At 65.7% G+C, this 17447-nt stretch carries 10 protein-coding genes and 1 tRNA gene; 8 read left to right on the top strand and 3 right to left on the bottom strand.

Translation table 11 applies throughout. The features are described from left to right. Positions 1-24: 24 nt before the first annotated feature. Together VGC13_RS09045 and VGC13_RS09040 are read right to left on the bottom strand one after the other, a co-directional pair. Entirely contained in the window at positions 25-1620 is a 1596-nt protein-coding gene (locus tag VGC13_RS09045; RefSeq protein WP_331124914.1) for a TldD/PmbA family protein, read from the bottom strand. A 667-nt stretch (positions 1621-2287) separates the two neighbouring features. Next, on the bottom strand, positions 2288-3802 hold the full coding sequence (locus tag VGC13_RS09040) for a L,D-transpeptidase family protein (RefSeq protein ID WP_331124913.1): 1515 nt from the start codon (positions 3800-3802) through the stop codon (positions 2288-2290). Between the two features lie 430 nt (positions 3803-4232). On the opposite strand from VGC13_RS09040, the gene VGC13_RS09035 reads away from it, so the two are divergent. From VGC13_RS09035 to VGC13_RS09005, 7 genes are all read left to right on the top strand, one after another. Beyond that, positions 4233-4316 (top strand) — tRNA-Ser (locus tag VGC13_RS09035). A 205-nt stretch (positions 4317-4521) separates the two neighbouring features. Next, positions 4522-5727, top strand: a complete 1206-nt coding sequence (locus VGC13_RS09030; RefSeq protein WP_331124912.1) for a site-specific integrase — start codon at positions 4522-4524, stop codon at positions 5725-5727. 227 nt (positions 5728-5954) lie between these two features. After that, positions 5955-7322: a hypothetical protein gene (locus VGC13_RS09025; protein ID WP_331124911.1), complete on the top strand. Its 1368-nt coding sequence runs from the start codon at positions 5955-5957 to the stop codon at positions 7320-7322. Then, positions 7319-9064, top strand: coding sequence for a hypothetical protein (locus VGC13_RS09020; protein WP_331124910.1), 1746 nt, complete (start codon positions 7319-7321; stop codon positions 9062-9064). Before VGC13_RS09025 ends, VGC13_RS09020 begins: the two co-directional genes overlap by 4 nt. A 1-nt stretch (position 9065) precedes the next feature. Continuing rightward, entirely contained in the window at positions 9066-9530 is a 465-nt protein-coding gene (locus tag VGC13_RS09015; protein WP_331124909.1) for a hypothetical protein, read from the top strand. Positions 9531-9927: 397 nt separating this feature from the next. Further along, positions 9928-11190: a DUF6973 domain-containing protein gene (locus tag VGC13_RS09010; RefSeq protein WP_331124908.1), complete on the top strand. Its 1263-nt coding sequence runs from the start codon at positions 9928-9930 to the stop codon at positions 11188-11190. 59 nt (positions 11191-11249) lie between these two features. Continuing rightward, the gene (locus tag VGC13_RS09005; protein ID WP_331124907.1) at positions 11250-11669 is read left to right on the top strand and encodes a hypothetical protein; all 420 of its coding nucleotides are present in this window, start codon (positions 11250-11252) and stop codon (positions 11667-11669) included. A gap of 107 nt (positions 11670-11776) precedes the next feature. On the opposite strand, the gene VGC13_RS09000 is transcribed toward VGC13_RS09005, so the two are convergent. Beyond that, positions 11777-14212, bottom strand: coding sequence for a GAF domain-containing protein (locus VGC13_RS09000; RefSeq protein WP_331124906.1), 2436 nt, complete (start codon positions 14210-14212; stop codon positions 11777-11779). Positions 14213-15052: 840 nt separating this feature from the next. Here VGC13_RS09000 and VGC13_RS08995 point away from each other — a divergent pair. After that, positions 15053-16243: a hypothetical protein gene (locus VGC13_RS08995; protein WP_331124905.1), complete on the top strand. Its 1191-nt coding sequence runs from the start codon at positions 15053-15055 to the stop codon at positions 16241-16243. Positions 16244-17447: the final 1204 nt, after the last annotated feature.

Below are 17447 nucleotides of genomic sequence, written 5' to 3'. Positions count from 1 at the left end.
TCACCCCTTCACCCCTTCACCCCTTCACCCGCCCCGCGCCGTATTGATCACGTTCACCTGGCGAAACCGGGCCGCGGGCGAGCCGTGCGAGACGGCGTTCAGCTGCGACGGCTCGCCCTTGCCGTCGAAGAAGGTGCCGCCCACGAAATACGTCGACTGCCCGCCGATCAAATCCATCGAGTTCCAGAAGTCCGGGGTGCGGATCTGGTACGCCACGTCGCGCAGCATGGCACCCTTGCGCCCGTTGCGGATCTCGTGGTACACCTGACCGCCGAACTGCCCGTTGTAGCGCTGCTGGTCGATGGAAAAGCTGCCGTGCCCGTCGATCAGGATCCCGTTCTCCACCCCGCCGATCAGCTCGTCCAGCGGCACGTCGCGCTCGGGGTGCGGCATCAGGTTCACGTTGGGCATCCGCTGAAACTGCACGTCGGACCAGCTCTCCGCCGTGCTGTTGCCGTGGCTGCGGATGGGCCGCCCCTGCGAGCGGTACCAGTCCGCCAGCATGGGCGCCTGCTCGCGCGTGGTCTGCAGGTCGTTCAGGATGCCGTTCTTCACGATCAGGTACTCGTCGGGGCGCACCCCCTCGTCGTCCCAGCCGATGGTGGCCAGCGAGCCGGGGGCGGAGCGCTCCGCCTGCACGTTCATGATGTCGGGCCCGTAGCGAAAGCGGCCCAGGAAGTCGCGCGGGGGGCTGATGAACGACGTGCCCGCGTAGTTGGCCTCGTACCCCATGATGCGGTCCAGCTCCGTGGGGTGCGCGATGGACTCGTGGATCACCAGCCGCAGGTGCGTGGGAAGCAGCACCAGGTCGTAGCGGCCCTGGTCCACCGGTTTGGCCGTGAGCTTGGCGGCGGCTTCCTCGGCCCAGACGGTGGCGCGGGCGGGAAGGTCGCTCTGGAGGACGTACTCGTAGCCCAGCCCGCGCGGCGGCACGTCGGTGCTCATGCGCGTCTGGAAGTCGCCGCCGCCTTCGGCCACCGCCGTCACCGTGGTCACCGGGTAGGTGCGGGTGAGCGTCTGGACGATGTACGAGCCCTCGGTGCTGGCGAACGCCTTCTCCTCGCGGACGAAGAAGACGGAGCTGTTGACGAAGCGTGCTCGCGGCACCCGCAGCGCCGCCTCGTTGGCCTGGATCAGCAGCGCCACCTTGTCTTCCACCGGCACCGTGAACGGGTCGATCTGCAGCGGCGACGTCCAGCTGGCGTCGGGATACGCCTCCACCGGCGCCAGCTCCACGGGCGTGCGCAGGGTGAGGGCGTTGGCGCGCGCCTGCGCCACCGCCTGCCGGGCCACGCGCACCACCTCCTCGGCGGTCACGTCGCGGCTGGCGGCAAAGCCCCACGCGCCGTTCGCCAGCACGCGCACCCCGAACCCGTACGTCTCGGCGTCGGAGTAGTCGGTGATCTGCCGCTCGCGCGTGCCGATGGACTGCGTGCGGTTGCGCTGGATGCGGACGTCGGCGTAGCTGGCTCCCGCGGAGCGCGCCGCGTCCAGGGCGCGCGCGGCCAGCTCGCGCTCGTCGGCGTCCTGCATGGTGCCGGCGTGCAGGCGCCGCGGCTGCAGCAGCGCCAGCCCGGCCGCGCCCAGGGTGCCGCGCTGGATGAACTCTCGGCGTTTCATGCTGTCCGGGCGGGTGGGGTGGATGGATGCGAATGCAGAATTTTTAGCATCTTCGTGCGATCCGGGCGAATCCGCAAGGCTCTTCATCCAGTCGTACCGATCCGGGACAAGCTGATCCGGAGTCCGGCGGACGGTGTCATTCTGAGGAAGGCGCGCGCACAGGCGTTTCCAGATGCACCACGTCCGTGCGCCAAGCGAAGAATCTGCCGGGTGGGCGCACGCTACCGGCGGCGGCGCTGGCGGCGGCGCGAGGGGCGCCCGTCCCCGAAGGAGATTCTTCGGTCGGCGCTACGACTCTAAGGCGCAGAGACGGTTCCGAGCGGCGCCTTCCTCAGAGCGTGTTTAAGTTCCCGAGTTCCTGACAAGCGCGTGACTTCCTGAGGGAGCGCACACGCAGAAACCGGAAGATACACAATCGGTTGCGCGCGACCGAAGGATCTACTCTCGGACACGACGGGGCCAGATCCTGCGTTTCGATCCAGCCCATTCGTACCGCCGGCTAGATCCTTCGGTCGGCGCCAAGGTGCTTTCGTAGCAGCGGGTTAAGCGCGGCGCCTCCCTCAGGAAGTCAAAGCGGCCTGTCTGATCCTTGGACACACTCTCACTATGACAGTGATCTTCCGGACGCAACCTTCTTGCGGATCGGGGTCATGCTTTTCCCGGAGGATCAGCTGCGCGGCGGCACCTTCGCGGTGTCGCGCGAGACCGGTGCGGGCGCGGCGGGCTGCGTGCGCACGGGAGCGGCCGCCCGCGCGCTGTCGGGACGCGCGGCGGGGCGCGGGGCCGGCGTGGCGCGCACCGAGTCCGGGCGCGCCGGCGTGCTGTCCGGGCGCGCGGCGGCGGAGTCGCGGCGCGCGCTGTCGGCGGAGACGCCGATGACGGCGGGGGGCTGCGGGCGCGGCGGCGCGGGCGTCGCGGCGGGCGCGGCCCCGTCGCGGGTGTTGCGGAAGGAGACCGGCGTTCCCGGCGTAAGGCGCCTGCTCAGGAAGATGGCGTCCCAGTTGGTCAGCCGCACGCACCCCGCCGACTGCGCGTAGCCGATCGTCTCTGGCGACTTGGTGCCGTGGATGCCGTAGTGCGGGGCGGAAAGCGCCATCCACACCTTGCCCACGGAGCTGTTGGGTCCCGGCGGGATCAGCGCGTTGGGACGGTCGTCCGGCACGTGCGCCAGCAGCTTGGGCTGGTAGTTCCACCACGGGTCCGGGTGGATGGACGTCACCGCGAAGTCCCCCGCCGGCGAAGGATCGTAGCTGGAGCCCAGCGTGGCGGCGAAGTGGTACAGGATGCGCCCGTCCGCATCCAGCGCGTGCAGGTAGGCGCCCGACCCGCTGACCACGATCTGCCGCACCTCGCCCGCAGGGCGCGCTTCGGGGTCGCGCACCGCGGGGACGTTCAGCGTGTCGCCCGCCGCGGCGGAATCCAGGTTCACCCCCGGGTTCAGCTTGCGCAGCAGCTCCGCGGAGGACGCGAACGTCTCCGTCAGCTTTTCCGTCAGCGACTCGTAGCACGAGCAGCGCAGCCGCGCGTGGGCGTAGATGTCGGAGGGAATCTGCACGAACGGCCCGCGCACGTCCTCGGCCGTCAGCACGTGGCGGCGCAGGGTGGAGTCCGGCCCCGCCACCGCCGCCAGCCGCGCGTACGTCGCCGAGTCCACCGCGCCCGTCACCGGCAGCCCCTCGCGGTCCTGAAACCACTGCACCGCCGTCTGCGTGTTGCGCCCCCAGCGCCCGTCCAGCATCCCCGCCGAAAAGAAGGCGCGGTTCAGCAGCACCTGCACGTGCAGCACCGACGGACCCGAGTGGCCGCGCCCCACCGGCAGCGTATACGTGCCCGAGTTCGCGGTCGCCACGCTGATGTCGGCCCACCGCTCCCGTGCCGGCCCCGCCGCGGCCACCGGACTGTCCGCGCGGACTGTCGCCGCGGTGGACGCCGCGGTCGCGGCGGGACGCGGACGCGCGGGCGGCGTGGCCGGGCGCGCGGCGGGCGTCGCGGGGCGCTGCGCCGGCTGCGTGGCGGGGGGGCGGCGGGCCGGCGGCTGCGCGCGCATGGGCGGCAGCGACGCGGGGCGTCCGCCCGCGGCGGGCGCGGGCTGCTGCTGCTTGGGCGCCTGCGCGGAAAGCGGCGCGCACACCAGCGCGACGAAGACGAGCGCCGCGCGGGCGGCGCGCATCGGAGTAGCCATCAGGGATCCGTCAGGGGACTTCCGGGAGATTTCGCCGACCGGGCGAAAGGAACTGCCAGGCGGGGACTCCAATTGCCTCCAAAGCTAAGCCCGCCCCCGATTTCGCGAAAGCCTGCCCCACCGGTGGCGCGTTCGGTTCCGGTTGACGGACGCCGCGAAAAAGACGAGATTTCGCGCGTCCGGCCGGTGCCGGATCTGGAGGGGTGCCAGAGTGGTCTAATGGAGCGGTCTTGAAAACCGCCGCTGGGTAACCCTCAGCCGTGGGTTCGAATCCCTAAAGTCAGGTTGGGCAAAACAGGTTACACCCCTGTCCTAACACCTGCTTTAGCAAAAGCTTAGGGGGATGTTACACCCCAAGCTTTAGACTCACGCCAGAAGACCAACCTGATCGCGTGAGTCAGGGCGTGCGGCGCAGCCGCAAACGCCCCTTGGAGGGGTGGCAGAGTGGTTTATCGCTCCAGTCTTGAAAACTGGCGAGCTTCGTGCTCCGCGGGTTCGAATCCCGCCCCCTCCGCTTTTCTGCAGTACGTCATGGGCGAGCGCCCTATCCCTCCGGGGATAGGGCGCTCTCTGCATGTAGCCGGTGTCACTGGGTCGTCTACCTCCCAGAGAGGGATGACCCGGAGAGAGCCTACGGTGCCGCGATCTCGTCCTCCTATTGGGGAGGATCGAGTTCGGCAACACGCCAGCTCAGCCTCCGATCACAGAGGCTGACAAGCGTGCGCAAACCAGTGGGTATGCACATCCGAAGTGGTCGTTCGCCCTACCACGGGGCGGACAACTCGGTTGCGTACTCGCTTTGGGACGAAGCGCTTCCAGTCGTACCAGCCACAGCATGGCTGCAGCATCTGCATCGCAACGGCCTGGAGGAATCCACCCGTGAAGGCTACGCGGTTGCAGCTCTCCACCTCTTCAAGTTCTTGAAGCAGGACGAGATCGGCTTCTGGGATTTGGAAGGCAGACACATCCAGAGCTTCAAAAGCTACCTCAATCAGCTGGGCCTGAAGCCAACAACCAGGAAGGCTTACCTCTCCGCGGTGAGTCAATTGATCGCCTGGGCGATGAGCCCAGCGGAACGGAAACGCTTCTTCGGAGAACAAGCGAAAGGGCCGGCTCGGAGAAAGCCCGGGAAGGGTGTGATGGCGAAGCTGCAAAGCGACGCCATAGCGGACCCTGACCTATTCAGCATCCGGATCCGGAACAAGTCGAACACATACCGGAAGCACGGCCTTCCGCCGGCGCTACAACAACGCGTTTGGGATGCGCTCGAAACTGCATTCCCACCGCGGCCGCGCAAACCGGAGAGCCTGAAGTACAGGCAAGCCAAAATGCTCTGGTACCGTAACCGGGCCATCTGGGCACTCCTGATCATGTCCGCTCCACGAAAGAGCGAACTCATCAGGATCGGCCTCGACGATCTGGACCCAGAAGCAGGAACTATCGCCGTCGTAGACCGGCCGGAACACCGGCAGCTCGGCCGACTGAAACTCGGCGAGCGGATCCTCTGGTTTCCGACCGCACACCCTTACATGCGGTTCGTCGATGAGTGGCTTCTCTACGGACGCCAGCTTGCCGAAGAGATCATAGCCGAAAAGCAGGTGCCGGATCACCGTCTCCTGTTCTGCACAATAACAGGTTCGCCAATGACACGTGGAGCAGTCCACCATCTGTTCGACACCTTGGCTAAAAAACTCGGGATCGACAAAAAGACGCGCCCGTTCTCGTGCCACATCGCACGACACACGGGCGCCACGATACTCAAGAAAGCTGGCGCTGATCCCGGTGCCATCCAGGCCTACCTGGGACACGGGTCGATCAACAGTCAGGACGCGTACACCGCGCTCGACACGCCAGACATACGCGAGATGCTTACGCGATGCTGGTCCAATGGGCCAGTGATTCTTCCAGATCAGAAGTCGGCATGAATCAAGGCCAAACGCTCACGTCCGCAGACGGACACGAAATCCACTTCTGGGGAAACAGCGTTCGCGGCACAGCCCTGAACAGTGGGCGGACGTGCCCGTTCCGCTTTGACTTTTCACAGTACCCGCTACGGCACCAAGGACTCGCGTACCTGCTATATCGAGTTCCTTCCATCTCCGGCGGAACAGTAAAACATGATGGGCAGGCGCTGAAGACACACGAGCGCTTCATGAAACAGAACGGTTTCAGCACCCTGGAACCCGAAAACTACCAGATGTTCTGCACCTGGCTGCAGCAGCTAGCGCAAACTGGTCGAAGCTCAGCTCGTCATGGGAACCGCAAGTTGTCCTTTACTGAAAACCAGGCACTTCACACAGCTCGCGCCATCCTGAGACTATTTCAGCATGGGATCGATAGAGAGCCAGGCTGGTCCCTGGCTCACTACAGACGGATGCAGAAGACCCTGCAGCGGACATTCCGTGGCGCACACCGCCGGATTCGCCGACGAACGATCAAGAAAGCATTCCCTATCTCGACCTTCGAACAGGTTGCAGATGCAGTTGCAAGAGAAGTCGAGGAATGCCGGCTTCACCTGGCCACCGTAGGTCAAGATCAGCAAGCTCTCCCAGGAGGTCGTAGCAGGTACCGTCAGTCTCAACCATTCGCACTGCTCGCCGCCGTCTTGACCGGCATCCTGCGTTACGGGATCCGTGCCGAAGAAGCAAACCAGGTAAATCGGGAAGACGTGGAGCGAGACCCGAATGGCCACCATGCGATCCACCTGCGGGCGCCAAACAAGGCCCATCGAGTACTGCCAGTGGACCAGAACTTTCTGGACGTCCTGGATACCTGCCTACCATGGAGTGAGGCGGTCCGACACCGCGATCCACAAGCAGCTGGAGACGCACTCCTCGTCTACTCGTCGAGAGGAAAAGCGGGGAAGCCCGCGCGCTACACCACAAAGCAGATGGAGCGCCATCTGGACCAGTTCTGCCTCAAGTGGTTCCAGCGTACACGCACCACCGCAGAAGGTACTGAACAACCAATCCTACATGCCGTCGGTGATGCGGAACGTCCACTGAAGACCACACCACGGGACCTCCGCCGGGCATACTCCGTTTACACGACTGCCCGGCTGAAGAACAACTTGGCTGCAGTACAGGAAATCCTAGGACACAAAAACATCCGGACGACGCTCGAACAGTACACGCTCCTCTCGGAAGGCGAGTACGCAGACGGAGTTGCATTCGCGCTTGGACCAGAAGCGAAACTGCTCGCAGCGGGCCTGAAACATCGTGTCGCGCTGGGCATCGACGAAGCCTCACCGGAAACCATCCCCAACGGCCGTGAAACGCCCGTGGGTACGTGCCAGGCCGACGTATGCAGACGGGCAGCGAGTTGCTTGGACTGCCCGTCTGCAGTGATCCTGACCAGCAGGCGACCAGTGATCCAGCAAATCCGCGACGAGGCAGTCGCTCGCGCACAAGCACAAACCAAGAAGAGTGATCAGCGAGGAGCTGAGAACATCTTGAGGCGAGCCTCACTCGCCCAGGCTGTCCTCAACCAGATCGACCACCTGACCAGAACCGTCGTATGACGAACGCGGCCGCCCTCGTTTACGCTGAATTCGTCCGTACGCCAGAACGAAGCTTCCGTGTGGCAGCACCACACGATCCGTCAATTGTCGCAGAGTTCAAATACAACGACGATGCGTGGCAGGTTGTGGACTTGCTTCGCCCCAACCTGCCGCAAAGCAAGGCTACACTACGCTTTTCGCTGATCGCCTCGTGGCTTCAGGCAGATGCTAAGGCATTCATCGCAATGCGATGGCTACAGGAGCGTGCCAGCCTCTCAGACGTGCGAAGAGCATTCTATTGTCTCCGACACTTGGGAGAGGCCCTGAAAGACAATCCGCCAGCCGGCGGAGCGGTCGGTCTTCGCCGGCGGCACGCTCCTCGGGTCATCGAGTACCTTGAATCGGCAAAGCTCTCAGGAAGCTACGGCGCTGACCTTCAGACCACACTCAACGCCTTCGCCGCCTGGCTGACGGAAGAGCACCCAGAAGCAGAAGCAGAACTCGACTTCGAAGTGCAGGTTCCAAAACGACTCCGCACCCCCGGCGTAAAGGCGTGGGGACAGTCAGAAGAAAACTACCTTCCCCGCGAAGTGCTTCAGAAACTCCTGGATGCATGCGCTGAGGACGAACTGATCTACCAGGAAAGAGCTCGCAAGCGCGCGATAAAAGGCTACGCCGCACCACGAAAGGCACCCATCGATACCGTGCTGTGGAGACGTGCGCTCTACGCGCAGGCGACCAAACTGGCCATCTGCGTAGGCCGTCGATCGATCGCTCTCTCACAGGTACCTGAACACCCAGAAACACGCGAAGGGGAGTTTGGTGACCAGCAGTGGGGAGTCTGGATAGGGTTCTACGACTCCAAGCTGCGGAACGACGAAGACCCAGTCATCTGCATCGGGGAGTACGGCGAAATCGCGCTGGATGCAATTCAGAAAGCACAGGAGCTCACGAAACCGATTCGGGAGAAGTATCCTGACGCACCTGCTTGCAAATACCTGTTCGTCTTGCCAGAAGCAGGTGGTCCCAAGCAGCTGCAAAACCAGTCCCTGAACGACTACCTCTGGACCCGCCGGAATACAGGCCTCACCCAGCGGGCGCAGATCCTTGAAGCTGACGGAAGCCCGCGGGTGATCACCACCCACGACTTCCGCACCACAACACTATCGAACATCATCCTCGGGGGCGCACCGCTTCACGTCGCGCGTCAGGCTGGAGCGCATACGTCGGCAGACATGACGTCGCGCCATTATGCAGTTCACGGCGACCGTGCACAACGCGCGAAACTCGATCTGGAACTACGCAGCGGCGCTCTTGCCGGGCTCCTGGTCGACGCACCGCGCACCGTCCTGGATGAACGCATCGGAAAGCGGCAGGCAGCCTACTGGACCGCTCGCAAACGCGTTCTTACGCCCGTACTGCTCGGGTACTGTGCCCTGCCTGTATCGGAAGGGCCCTGCCCCACCTCCGAGGATTGTGTCCTCGGAGATCCCGGGACAGATAGCTCCTGTGTGTACCACGTGTACTCGGCAGACGCCATCCCGGCCATCCAGGAGGCGCTTGAAGTCGCAGAATTCAACGTAGAGTACGCCGCACGCGCGAACCTGCCGGCTTGGGCCGAGAACCAGGAGCTCATCGCAAGTCGGTACCGTGAAGCGCTGAAGATCTGCCAGAAACTGAAGCGCCGGCGCGACCGCGGCGTGAGCTTCGACACGCAATTCAAGAACGGCCTGCCGATCCTGAACCTGCCACAGGGTCGGTAAGGTGGATCTCAGAGAACAGACAGGCTGGGCACTTCTGGAGAAACTCCGCAAGGAGAAAACACCCACGTACCCAGCCGACTTCGTTCGGCAGTGGGGCGGAATCAGCAAGGTACACTTCAACCGCACCTACCCCGAGCTGTACTCGGCAGTAGCAGAGTACGGGCGAGAAACAGCGCCCCAACGAATGGGCGGCGGGGTACACACAAAACGGAACCAGAAAAACGGGAGAGAAAACGGGAAGAGGTCAGAGAAGAAGGAAACTCAGCTGCAGGCCACGATCGAGAGACAGAGCGCAGAGATCGCGGCCCTACATGCCCACGTAGCAAACTTGGAGCGCTGCATCGAAGCTCTGCTGATGGTCGCCGCTGACCACGACAGAAACGAACTGCTGCGTGAGATGGAGAAGCGGTTGGTGCAGATCGGCGTCTCGCCATCACCACCTCCTTTACCCCTGTATGTTACGTAACATCAAAACAGCTGACCGTACTTTAAATCCCACCCCCTCCGTACGATGTCTTTGTGCTACTCCAGCGCCTCCGGTTCGGGATGCCTTATTTTCGCATATAGATCCTTATAGGCCACTAACCGGCGGGTTGCTGCTGGCGAAGATCTCCAGACCAAGGGCTCAATGGTCACCTGCGTTCATGAGCGTGTTCGCATCCTGTGCGCGCATGTACTTCTTTTCGGTCTATAAACGTCATAGTCTCCCCTGGGGCAGCGTTCTGTATAGACTCTGCTAAACGAGACTTTCGCCTTGACTTGGCTGAGAAACAAGAGTCTTGACCCGCCTGTTCGACCGCGCCTATTCTTCCAAATGTCTATGCCGCCCGGCACAGATTCTCCCGCCCGAACATTCCCTCCCCATGCACCGACTCATCCTCCACTCGCTGCGTCCGGGAAGGGCCGTGGCGGCCCTCGCGCTCGCAAGCATGGCCGCCTGCGCGGACATCCCTACCACGGCGCGTACGCCCGTGCCGGACCTTCCCGCGGCCCAGGCGCGTCTTTCCCGCCCACCCCTTCCGCCGGTCCTGGAGCATCAGACGCCCCAGTACCCCGCCATCGCGGTCTACATCGTGTACCGCGAGTACGTGAACAAGCACCCTGGCATCCGCTACCTGAGCCAGGACGATCCCGAGTACCAGCGCTACATGGAAAAGCGGCTGCGGGAGTTGTATCCGCAGCAGGGCTACGCGGGGATGATGCGTGACGCCACGGCGGAGATGAAGCGCAACCGCGAAACTTGGCGCCGCTACGAGACGGCCCAGCGCGAGTACGAGCGGTCCATCGTGGTGGACTGCGAGATGCCGCAGATGATGTCGGTATCCATCCAGTGCGGGGGCGGCGGCACCACTACCCCTGACCCCTCGCTGACCGAGTATCCCACTGACCCCAGCTGGACGGGCAACGCGGAGTACTTCGTGGACGAGAACCTGGTGCCCACCGTGCAGGAGGAGGTCGACAGCCTTCAACTCACCAGCACCGAGAGCAACGGCCTGCAGTACTACGAAACGCTGGCGCTGGCCGAGGGCGACTTTCGCGGCGGTATTCAGCCATACTCCGGCACCGGCGCGTCCCGTGACGACCTGATCCGCATGGCAGCCATGGGACCGGGCGCGGGCGGGGAGATCGGCATTCAGGCGTTGCCGCTCTACGTGACGATTCCGCTGGGCATCGCCGCGTTCTTCGGCCCCCGCATCGCGTTCTCATGGTGGCGTGCGGTAGACGCCGCCGGCAGCTATTATCCCAGCATGAGCGAGGGCGACACCCGGCGCGATGCGTTCCGGCACACCTACGTGAACGTACTGCTGCGCCGCTACTGCACGGGGCCCATCGCCAAGCTGGTGATGGATACCAACGAGGCGTGGGGCGACAACCCGTGGGGCTCGCGGATGATGGACTACCACAACAACGACCTGGGCCGGTCCACGCGATACGAGCACTTTCGTGGGCACTGGTTCTGGGACCGCTGGAGCTGGGGCGTCTGGGGGCACCGGGTGCGCCGGTACATCGACGACACGCGCAACGGGGTCTTCGTCACCCAGTTCCAGGACCCCGCCATCTCCGAGAGCACGGCGCGCGGCATCGAGTACCCGATCCCCGACTACAAGTACATCTACTTCCGCTAGGCTCACGAAAGGCTGAAATGGGGTACCGCAAGCCGGGCCGCCCGCACCGTATGCTGCTCTTGCCGGTCCTTGGCGCGCTCGCCATGGCGGCGTGCAGTGGAAACCTGTTCGGCACGTACGACGGTCCGGCCCCGCAGACGGCGGACCTCGTGGACGAGGCGGCCGTGGTCCGCTCCGTCGTTCGCGACCCCGCGGGCGAGCGGCAGGGGCAGGTTTCGCTCGTTCACCTGGACCGGCTGGTGTACCAGCAGCCGGGGCGAAGCGGTGACGTGAACCGCGTGGTGGCGCTGCTGCACGCCAACGAGGGGCCGTCGCTGGATTCGCTCGGGCTCGAGGTCGGTGACACGGTAAGGGTGAGCACCAGGTACGTAGGGGTAACGCTCTCGGCGCCCGCCCCGGGACTGGTTCCCGGGTGGGCCGGCTACGAGTATCTGGAGTACCCGATCGCCGGACACCGCTTGCGCGCGATCTCCAGGTAAGGGCGCCGCCCCATTCCGCATCGCTGAAAAAATCGTGAGGAACGGAAGGATTTGTCGGGGCACGTCCTCCCGCGCTGAACCCGTGGTTGTGCTGGATTCTTCAGCGGTCAGGGCAATGCCACCTCGGCCGCGGGAAGGTGGACGGTGAAGGTGCTGCCTTCGTCCACCACGCTCCGCACGGTCACGTCGCCGCCCATGGCGCGGGCCAGCTCGCGGCTGATGGCCAGGCCCAGCCCCGTGCCCTGGCGCGTGCGGGTGAGGTCCGGGTCCACCTGCACGAACGGCTCGAAGACGGCCTTCACCTTTTCTTCCGGGATGCCGCAGCCGGTGTCGCGCACCCGCACCCGCACCTCCGCCGCATCCGCCTCGTAGTCCAGCGACACCGACCCGCCCTGATCGGTGAACTTGACCGCGTTGGAAAGCAGGTTCAGCAGCACCTGCTCCAGCTTTTCGCGGTCCGCGCGCACCAGCACCTCGCCCTCCCCCGCGCCGCGCTCGTACCGGATGCCGCGCTCCGCCGCCTGCGGCTCGATGAGCGCCTCCACCTCGTCCAGCACCTCGGACAGCGGCACGTCGCGCAGGTCCAGCGCGATCTTTCCCGCCTCGAGCCGCGCAAAGTTCAGCACGTCGTTGATGAGCCCCAGCAGGTGCTGCTGCGCGCGCTTCACCCGTCCCAGGTCCGTGGCCTGCTGCGGCGTCACCGGGCCGCGCAGCCCCAGCTCGATCAGCTCCACGTATCCGCCGATGGCGTTGAGCGGCGTGCGCAGCTCGTGGCTCATGCTGGCCAGGAACTGGCTCTTGGCGCGGTTGGCGTGCTCCGCTTCGGCGCGGGCGGCGCGCTCGGCCTCGTACAGGCGCGCCCGCTCCAGCGCGCTGGCGCAGTGCCCCGCCAGCGTTTCCAGGAACACCTCCACCCCTGCGTCGAACGCCTGCGGCTCGCGAAAGCTGAACCCCAGCGCCCCCAGCGCAGGTCCGTCCGCCGCGATGGGAACCGCGGCGTACCCCTCGAAGCCCGTTTCCGCCGCCGCGGCCGCGGTGCGGGGAAAGCGCTCCCTCCATTCCGCCGTGTCGCGCACCAGCACCGGCTGCAGGCGCAGCACCGCCTCGGACATGGGCGCGCCGGCGCGCACGGGAAAGTGCCGGAACCGCGATTCGCTGGGCCCCGGATAGCCGTGCGACCCGGCCATGGCGAACTCCGTCCCCGCTTCGTCCAGCAGCGCCATGGACCCCGCGTCGGCGCCGATGGCGTGCATCCCGTGCTCCACGGCCACCTCGGCCACCTCCCGGGGCGACAGCGCGCGTGCCATGCGCCCCGCCACCTCCAGCAGCCGCTGCGCCCGCTCGGCCGCGCGCTCGGCGGCTTCACGCGCGCGCCGCCCGGCTTCGTGCAGGCGGGCGTTCTCGATGGCTACCGAGGCCCACCCCGCGATCCCCACCGCCAGCCGCTCGGCGCGCTCGGTGAACACGTCCGGCTGCGCGTGGCCAAAGAACAGCCCGCCCAGCACCTCGCCGGTGCGCCCCATCACCGGCACGGCCAGGTAGCTGCGCACGGGCAGGTGCCCCTGGGGCATGCCGTGGTAGGGCGCGCTGTGGCCGTAGCGCGGGTCCTCGCGGATGTCGCCGCTGCGCACCACCCCCTCGCCGTGGAAGGTGGGCGCAAAGACGGCGGTGTTGCGCGGCATGGGAAAGCGCTCGAACGCCTCGCGCGGGACGCCGGAGATGGTGTACAGCGTGTACGCCTCGCCCGCCTCGCCCACCACGTTGTAGAAGAAGGCGCCGAACTGGGCGGCCGTCAGCACGGTGGCCTCGTCGGTGGCCGCCTGCACGATGCGGCTGAGCTCCGTCTCGCCGGTAAGCGACACGCCGATGCGGTGCAGCGTCTCCACCAGCCGCGCCTCGTCTTCGAGCGCGGCCTGGGCGGCGGCGTGGGCGGCGGCCAGCTGCTCGTTGGTGGCCTCCAGCTCCTCGGCCATGGTCTGCGCCTCGGCCATCTGCAGCTCGGTCTCGGCGGCCTGCTCCTGCAGCTGGGCCGCCAGCGCCGAGGCGGAGTCTGCGTGGGCCTCGGCCTCGGCGCGTTCCACCTGCAGGCGGTGCAGCAGGGCGTCGCGCTCCTCCTCTACCTTGCGGCGCTCGTGCACGTCGTGCAGGGTGCCGGCCCACTCGCGGATCTCGCCGTCGTCGCCCAGCACGGGCACGCCGCGCGCCTGGTGCCAGCGGTATTCGCCGTCCGCCAGGCGCAGCCGGTACTCGGCCTGGTAGGTGCCGTGGGCGGCGCGGGCGGTTTCCCACAGCAGCAGGGTGGACGCGCGGTCGTCGGGGTGGATGGCGTTCACCCACCCGGCGCCGCGCACCTCGTCCAGCGTCTGCCCGGTCAGGCGGCGCCAGCCGGGCATGTCTTCCACGTTCCCGTCCGGGTCGGTGGTCCACATCGTCACGGCGTCGGACTCCACCAGTGCCCGCAGCCGGGCCTGGCTGCGCAGCACCTCGTCGAGGGGCGCCGTGTGCCTGCGGGTGTCCGGGGCCTTCGGGTCGGAGTGGCTCATCGAAAGTCGGACGGGAGTGGCGTCGCCGGAAGCGGCGAAACCGTAACACCGTCGCAAGCGCCACGCCATGTGCGGCGGCGGCCTCCGCCGCCGGATTTCGCGCAGTGCTTCCCGCCTCCTCCGGCCCTTCGAGTGCGGCCCCAGCACTCTCATCCGATGGCCGCCGCGCGGCCGGCTCCACTCGCCAACCCGGCCTTCCGCCGCTCCCAGGGCACGTCGCCATCGAACGACCGGCAGAAATGCCGTCACCGATCGCCGACGCGGTGTGTATGAGAAATTTTTTGAGGGATACCATTCCCGCCATCCACATCCCCGCCGCACCCAGTCACGTGCCGGATTGCGTTCCGGAACCCGGCGGATGCCTCGACCTGCCGCGCCTTCCGTCTCGTGAGTCTTTTACCAGAATCCGTGTGCCCCCCCGGCACCTGCCTGCGTTGACTCGAAGCTCCTCGCTCGGTCGAACCGCGGGGTAGGAGCTTTAGGTTTCGCAGAAAACCCGCTCCGGCGAGTACGCCGCACGGGGGCAACTTGCTCGCGGCGGCGGCTACCTGCCCTCCGCGACCATCGTGGCGGTGGAGACTGGGAGGAGGGAGCCAGCTATTCCGTACGAAATGCCGTATGGCGCGGTCCGGATGGACCGCGTATTTTGTCTGATTGTGGGGAGACGATTATCCTGTCATGGGGCACACCATAGTGGCACCAGCCCTTACGGAAGCACGTCCGCGCCCAACCCCGCTTGCGCCGCGTTCCCGGCGCGGAGACGTCGTTTCTCCTGATGGGTGGGAGATCCTGGCGGACCCATACGAAGACCGGCTGGACGATGTGTGCGCGGGATTGTGGATGGTGCTGCGTGACGTGCAGCACTGGATGGCTAGAACGCAGCGGAATGGCCTGTTCGGACACCGGAATCACAAGGTACGGGCTCGGCTGCTTCGCGCGATGCGCGTCGCTCCCGGGCTGGCACCTGCTCTCCGGACTTTCATGCACTTACGTAGGGATCCGGGGGCGGTTCTGCCCAGCGAATTGGGCGCTGCCTGCTATGCTGTTTGGGGATGGGCTGAAGGCGAGTCGCTGTTGGGCACAGCTGCGCACTACGCCGAGGCAGCCGCGTACCTGGTCCCTGACAATCCCGCGTACGCGAATGATGCAGGCTGGGCTTGTCGCCGTTGCAATTTCCAGGAGCGCGCGGGCGAGTGGTATGAGCGGGGGTTTCGCCTCGCCGTGCGCTCCAAGAACCGCCACGAAGCAATCCGCGCCTTGATCGGACGCGGAGCCGTTTACAAGAATATGGGCGAGCACGAGCTCGCGCGGCATTTCTACGATCGCGCCAGCCGTCGCGCCGTCAATACGGGCAGGCGGCGACAAGCCGCGGTGGCCCGCCATTACATCTTTGCGCTGGAAGCGGAACGGGGCACGTTCGAAGATGGGCTGGAGGCGGTGCGGGAGACGCTGAACCTCTATCCGATCCATGATCCTCGCGTCCCGTACCTGGCACATGACTATGCGTTCCTGCTAATCCGCAACCGCTATTTCACAGCGGCTTTGGCCCTGCTGGAAAAACTTGCCCCCGCGATAACAAAGCCGGAAGAGCGCGTGCTCGTGCAAAGCAGCATCGCGCGAGCCGCCGCCGCCGCTGGGCGATTCGAGCAGTCTCGCGCCGCGGCCGAAGACGCGCTGGACACCGCCAAGACGCACCCGGAATATGCACACGCCTGTTACGTCCACCTGGCATGTGCATCGCGATCCGCCGGGAAGTGGGAGGCAGCCGCCGACTACGCCGCTCGCGCCGAACAAACCTCACGCGTGCTCCGGGACGCCGTGGTCGAGCAGGTCGCGTCGGAACTGCGGGCCGAGATCGCCGCGCGCATACAGCCCGAACGGGAAAACGCCGAGGCTTGCCCGTACGCGGTGGAGGTGCTCGAGAAGATGTTTTCGATTCGGCTGCGACGCTGGCTGGCTCCGGACCGGCGCGGAGCCGGAGCCAACGGGAAACCCGTCAACACGGCTGACCGGGAACGGAAGCGGCTCTAGTTCCCCCCGCCGAACGTAAACCCACCCCCATTGACGACCGCGCCCCCACCCTGGGACGCGGTCGTTGTCGTCGTGGTATCCGAACGGTTTCCTCCACCGAACGTAAACCCGCCACCGTCAAACGAGGGGACCTCGGGCGCCGTGATGCTCGCGGGCTGCTGGCCGCATGCGGCGAGAACCAGGGCGGTGGTGATCGCGGCGACGAAGCGGGCTCGAAGGGATTGCATCCTTTGGGCTCCTCGATGGGGGGGGCAAAGACATCGGTACCGACGCGACAAAGGTAACCGTCTCCATACGTGACCCGCCAGAAAGCACCACTGCAATTGTCGCCACCTGCAGGCACTGCCACTCTTGTACTTGTCACACACCGCAGCAACGGACAAACCCCGTCCTAACTCTCCCTTTCCGCCTCTGGATATGCTCGTGGGGTTCGCGTTGCACTCACCCCGACCGAGGGCGGAACCGACATGCAGACCCAGCCAGCCGCGCAATCAACCCCATCGGAAGCTCCGCAGTGTCACGTCGTACCCGACCGCGCCGAGGCACAACTCGCCACCGCGCCGTCAGCGCCAGCACCGCCGCCGCCCGGCATGCCGTCAGAGCGGGAAACAAGAACCGCCGCGGCGGCTGCCCAGCCGCGCCCCCGCGAGACGAACGGACTGCCCGCACCCCCGCCTCGCGAGGTGCCGGACTACAAGAAATACAGGTATGGCTATCCGCCGTTCTCGGGGATGTTCGGAAGCGGGAACTAGATGCGTGTGCCCGCTGGGGCTGCCGCTGGAGCAAGATCGCTGGGGAACCAGTACGCTTGAAGCGGGCGTTGATCCGTAGGGGGCAACACATCCTCCGGGTCCCTGCATCCTTGGCCGTCCACTATCTCTCCCGTGGGCAAACTCCCGCCGCGAGGCCAGGAGCACACACTCGGGCGAGTGGCTTAATCTGGAGCGAAGGCGGTACCATCCCCGCCGTCGTTTCTCCCAGCGGGCATGCTGGCACATTCGAGAAGGCGACATAGCTATGGCTGGGAGCGCACACGGAGAAGCCGGAAGATTCACAATCATCTGCGCGCGACCGAAGGATGTACTCTCGGTGGGGGAGGGGCAGGCCTGTACGGCAGGAATCCACCCCACGGTCATGCCGGCGAGATCCTTCGATGCCTCATTGGATGGAAAACCCCGCCCCCACCCGGAACCATCATTCCGGG

It is taken from the genome of Longimicrobium sp., from assembly GCF_036399255.1.
Lineage (GTDB): Bacteria > Gemmatimonadota > Gemmatimonadetes > Longimicrobiales > Longimicrobiaceae > Longimicrobium.
The sequence above is the reverse complement of the archived record's forward strand: the minus strand, read 5'-3'. Positions and strand labels throughout refer to the sequence as shown.

Excerpts from the sequence above, each read along its gene's own strand:
- VGC13_RS09045 (WP_331124914.1), bottom strand. The coding sequence starts at position 1,620 with ATGAAACGCCGAGAGTTCATCCAGCGCGGCACCCTGGGCGCGGCCGGG.
- VGC13_RS09040 (WP_331124913.1), bottom strand. The coding sequence starts at position 3,802 with ATGGCTACTCCGATGCGCGCCGCCCGCGCGGCGCTCGTCTTCGTCGCG.
- VGC13_RS09025 (WP_331124911.1), top strand. The coding sequence starts at position 5,955 with ATGAAACAGAACGGTTTCAGCACCCTGGAACCCGAAAACTACCAGATG.
- VGC13_RS09020 (WP_331124910.1), top strand. The coding sequence starts at position 7,319 with ATGACGAACGCGGCCGCCCTCGTTTACGCTGAATTCGTCCGTACGCCA.
- VGC13_RS09010 (WP_331124908.1), top strand. The coding sequence starts at position 9,928 with ATGCACCGACTCATCCTCCACTCGCTGCGTCCGGGAAGGGCCGTGGCG.
- VGC13_RS09000 (WP_331124906.1), bottom strand. The coding sequence starts at position 14,212 with ATGAGCCACTCCGACCCGAAGGCCCCGGACACCCGCAGGCACACGGCG.
- VGC13_RS08995 (WP_331124905.1), top strand. The coding sequence starts at position 15,053 with ATGGTGCTGCGTGACGTGCAGCACTGGATGGCTAGAACGCAGCGGAAT.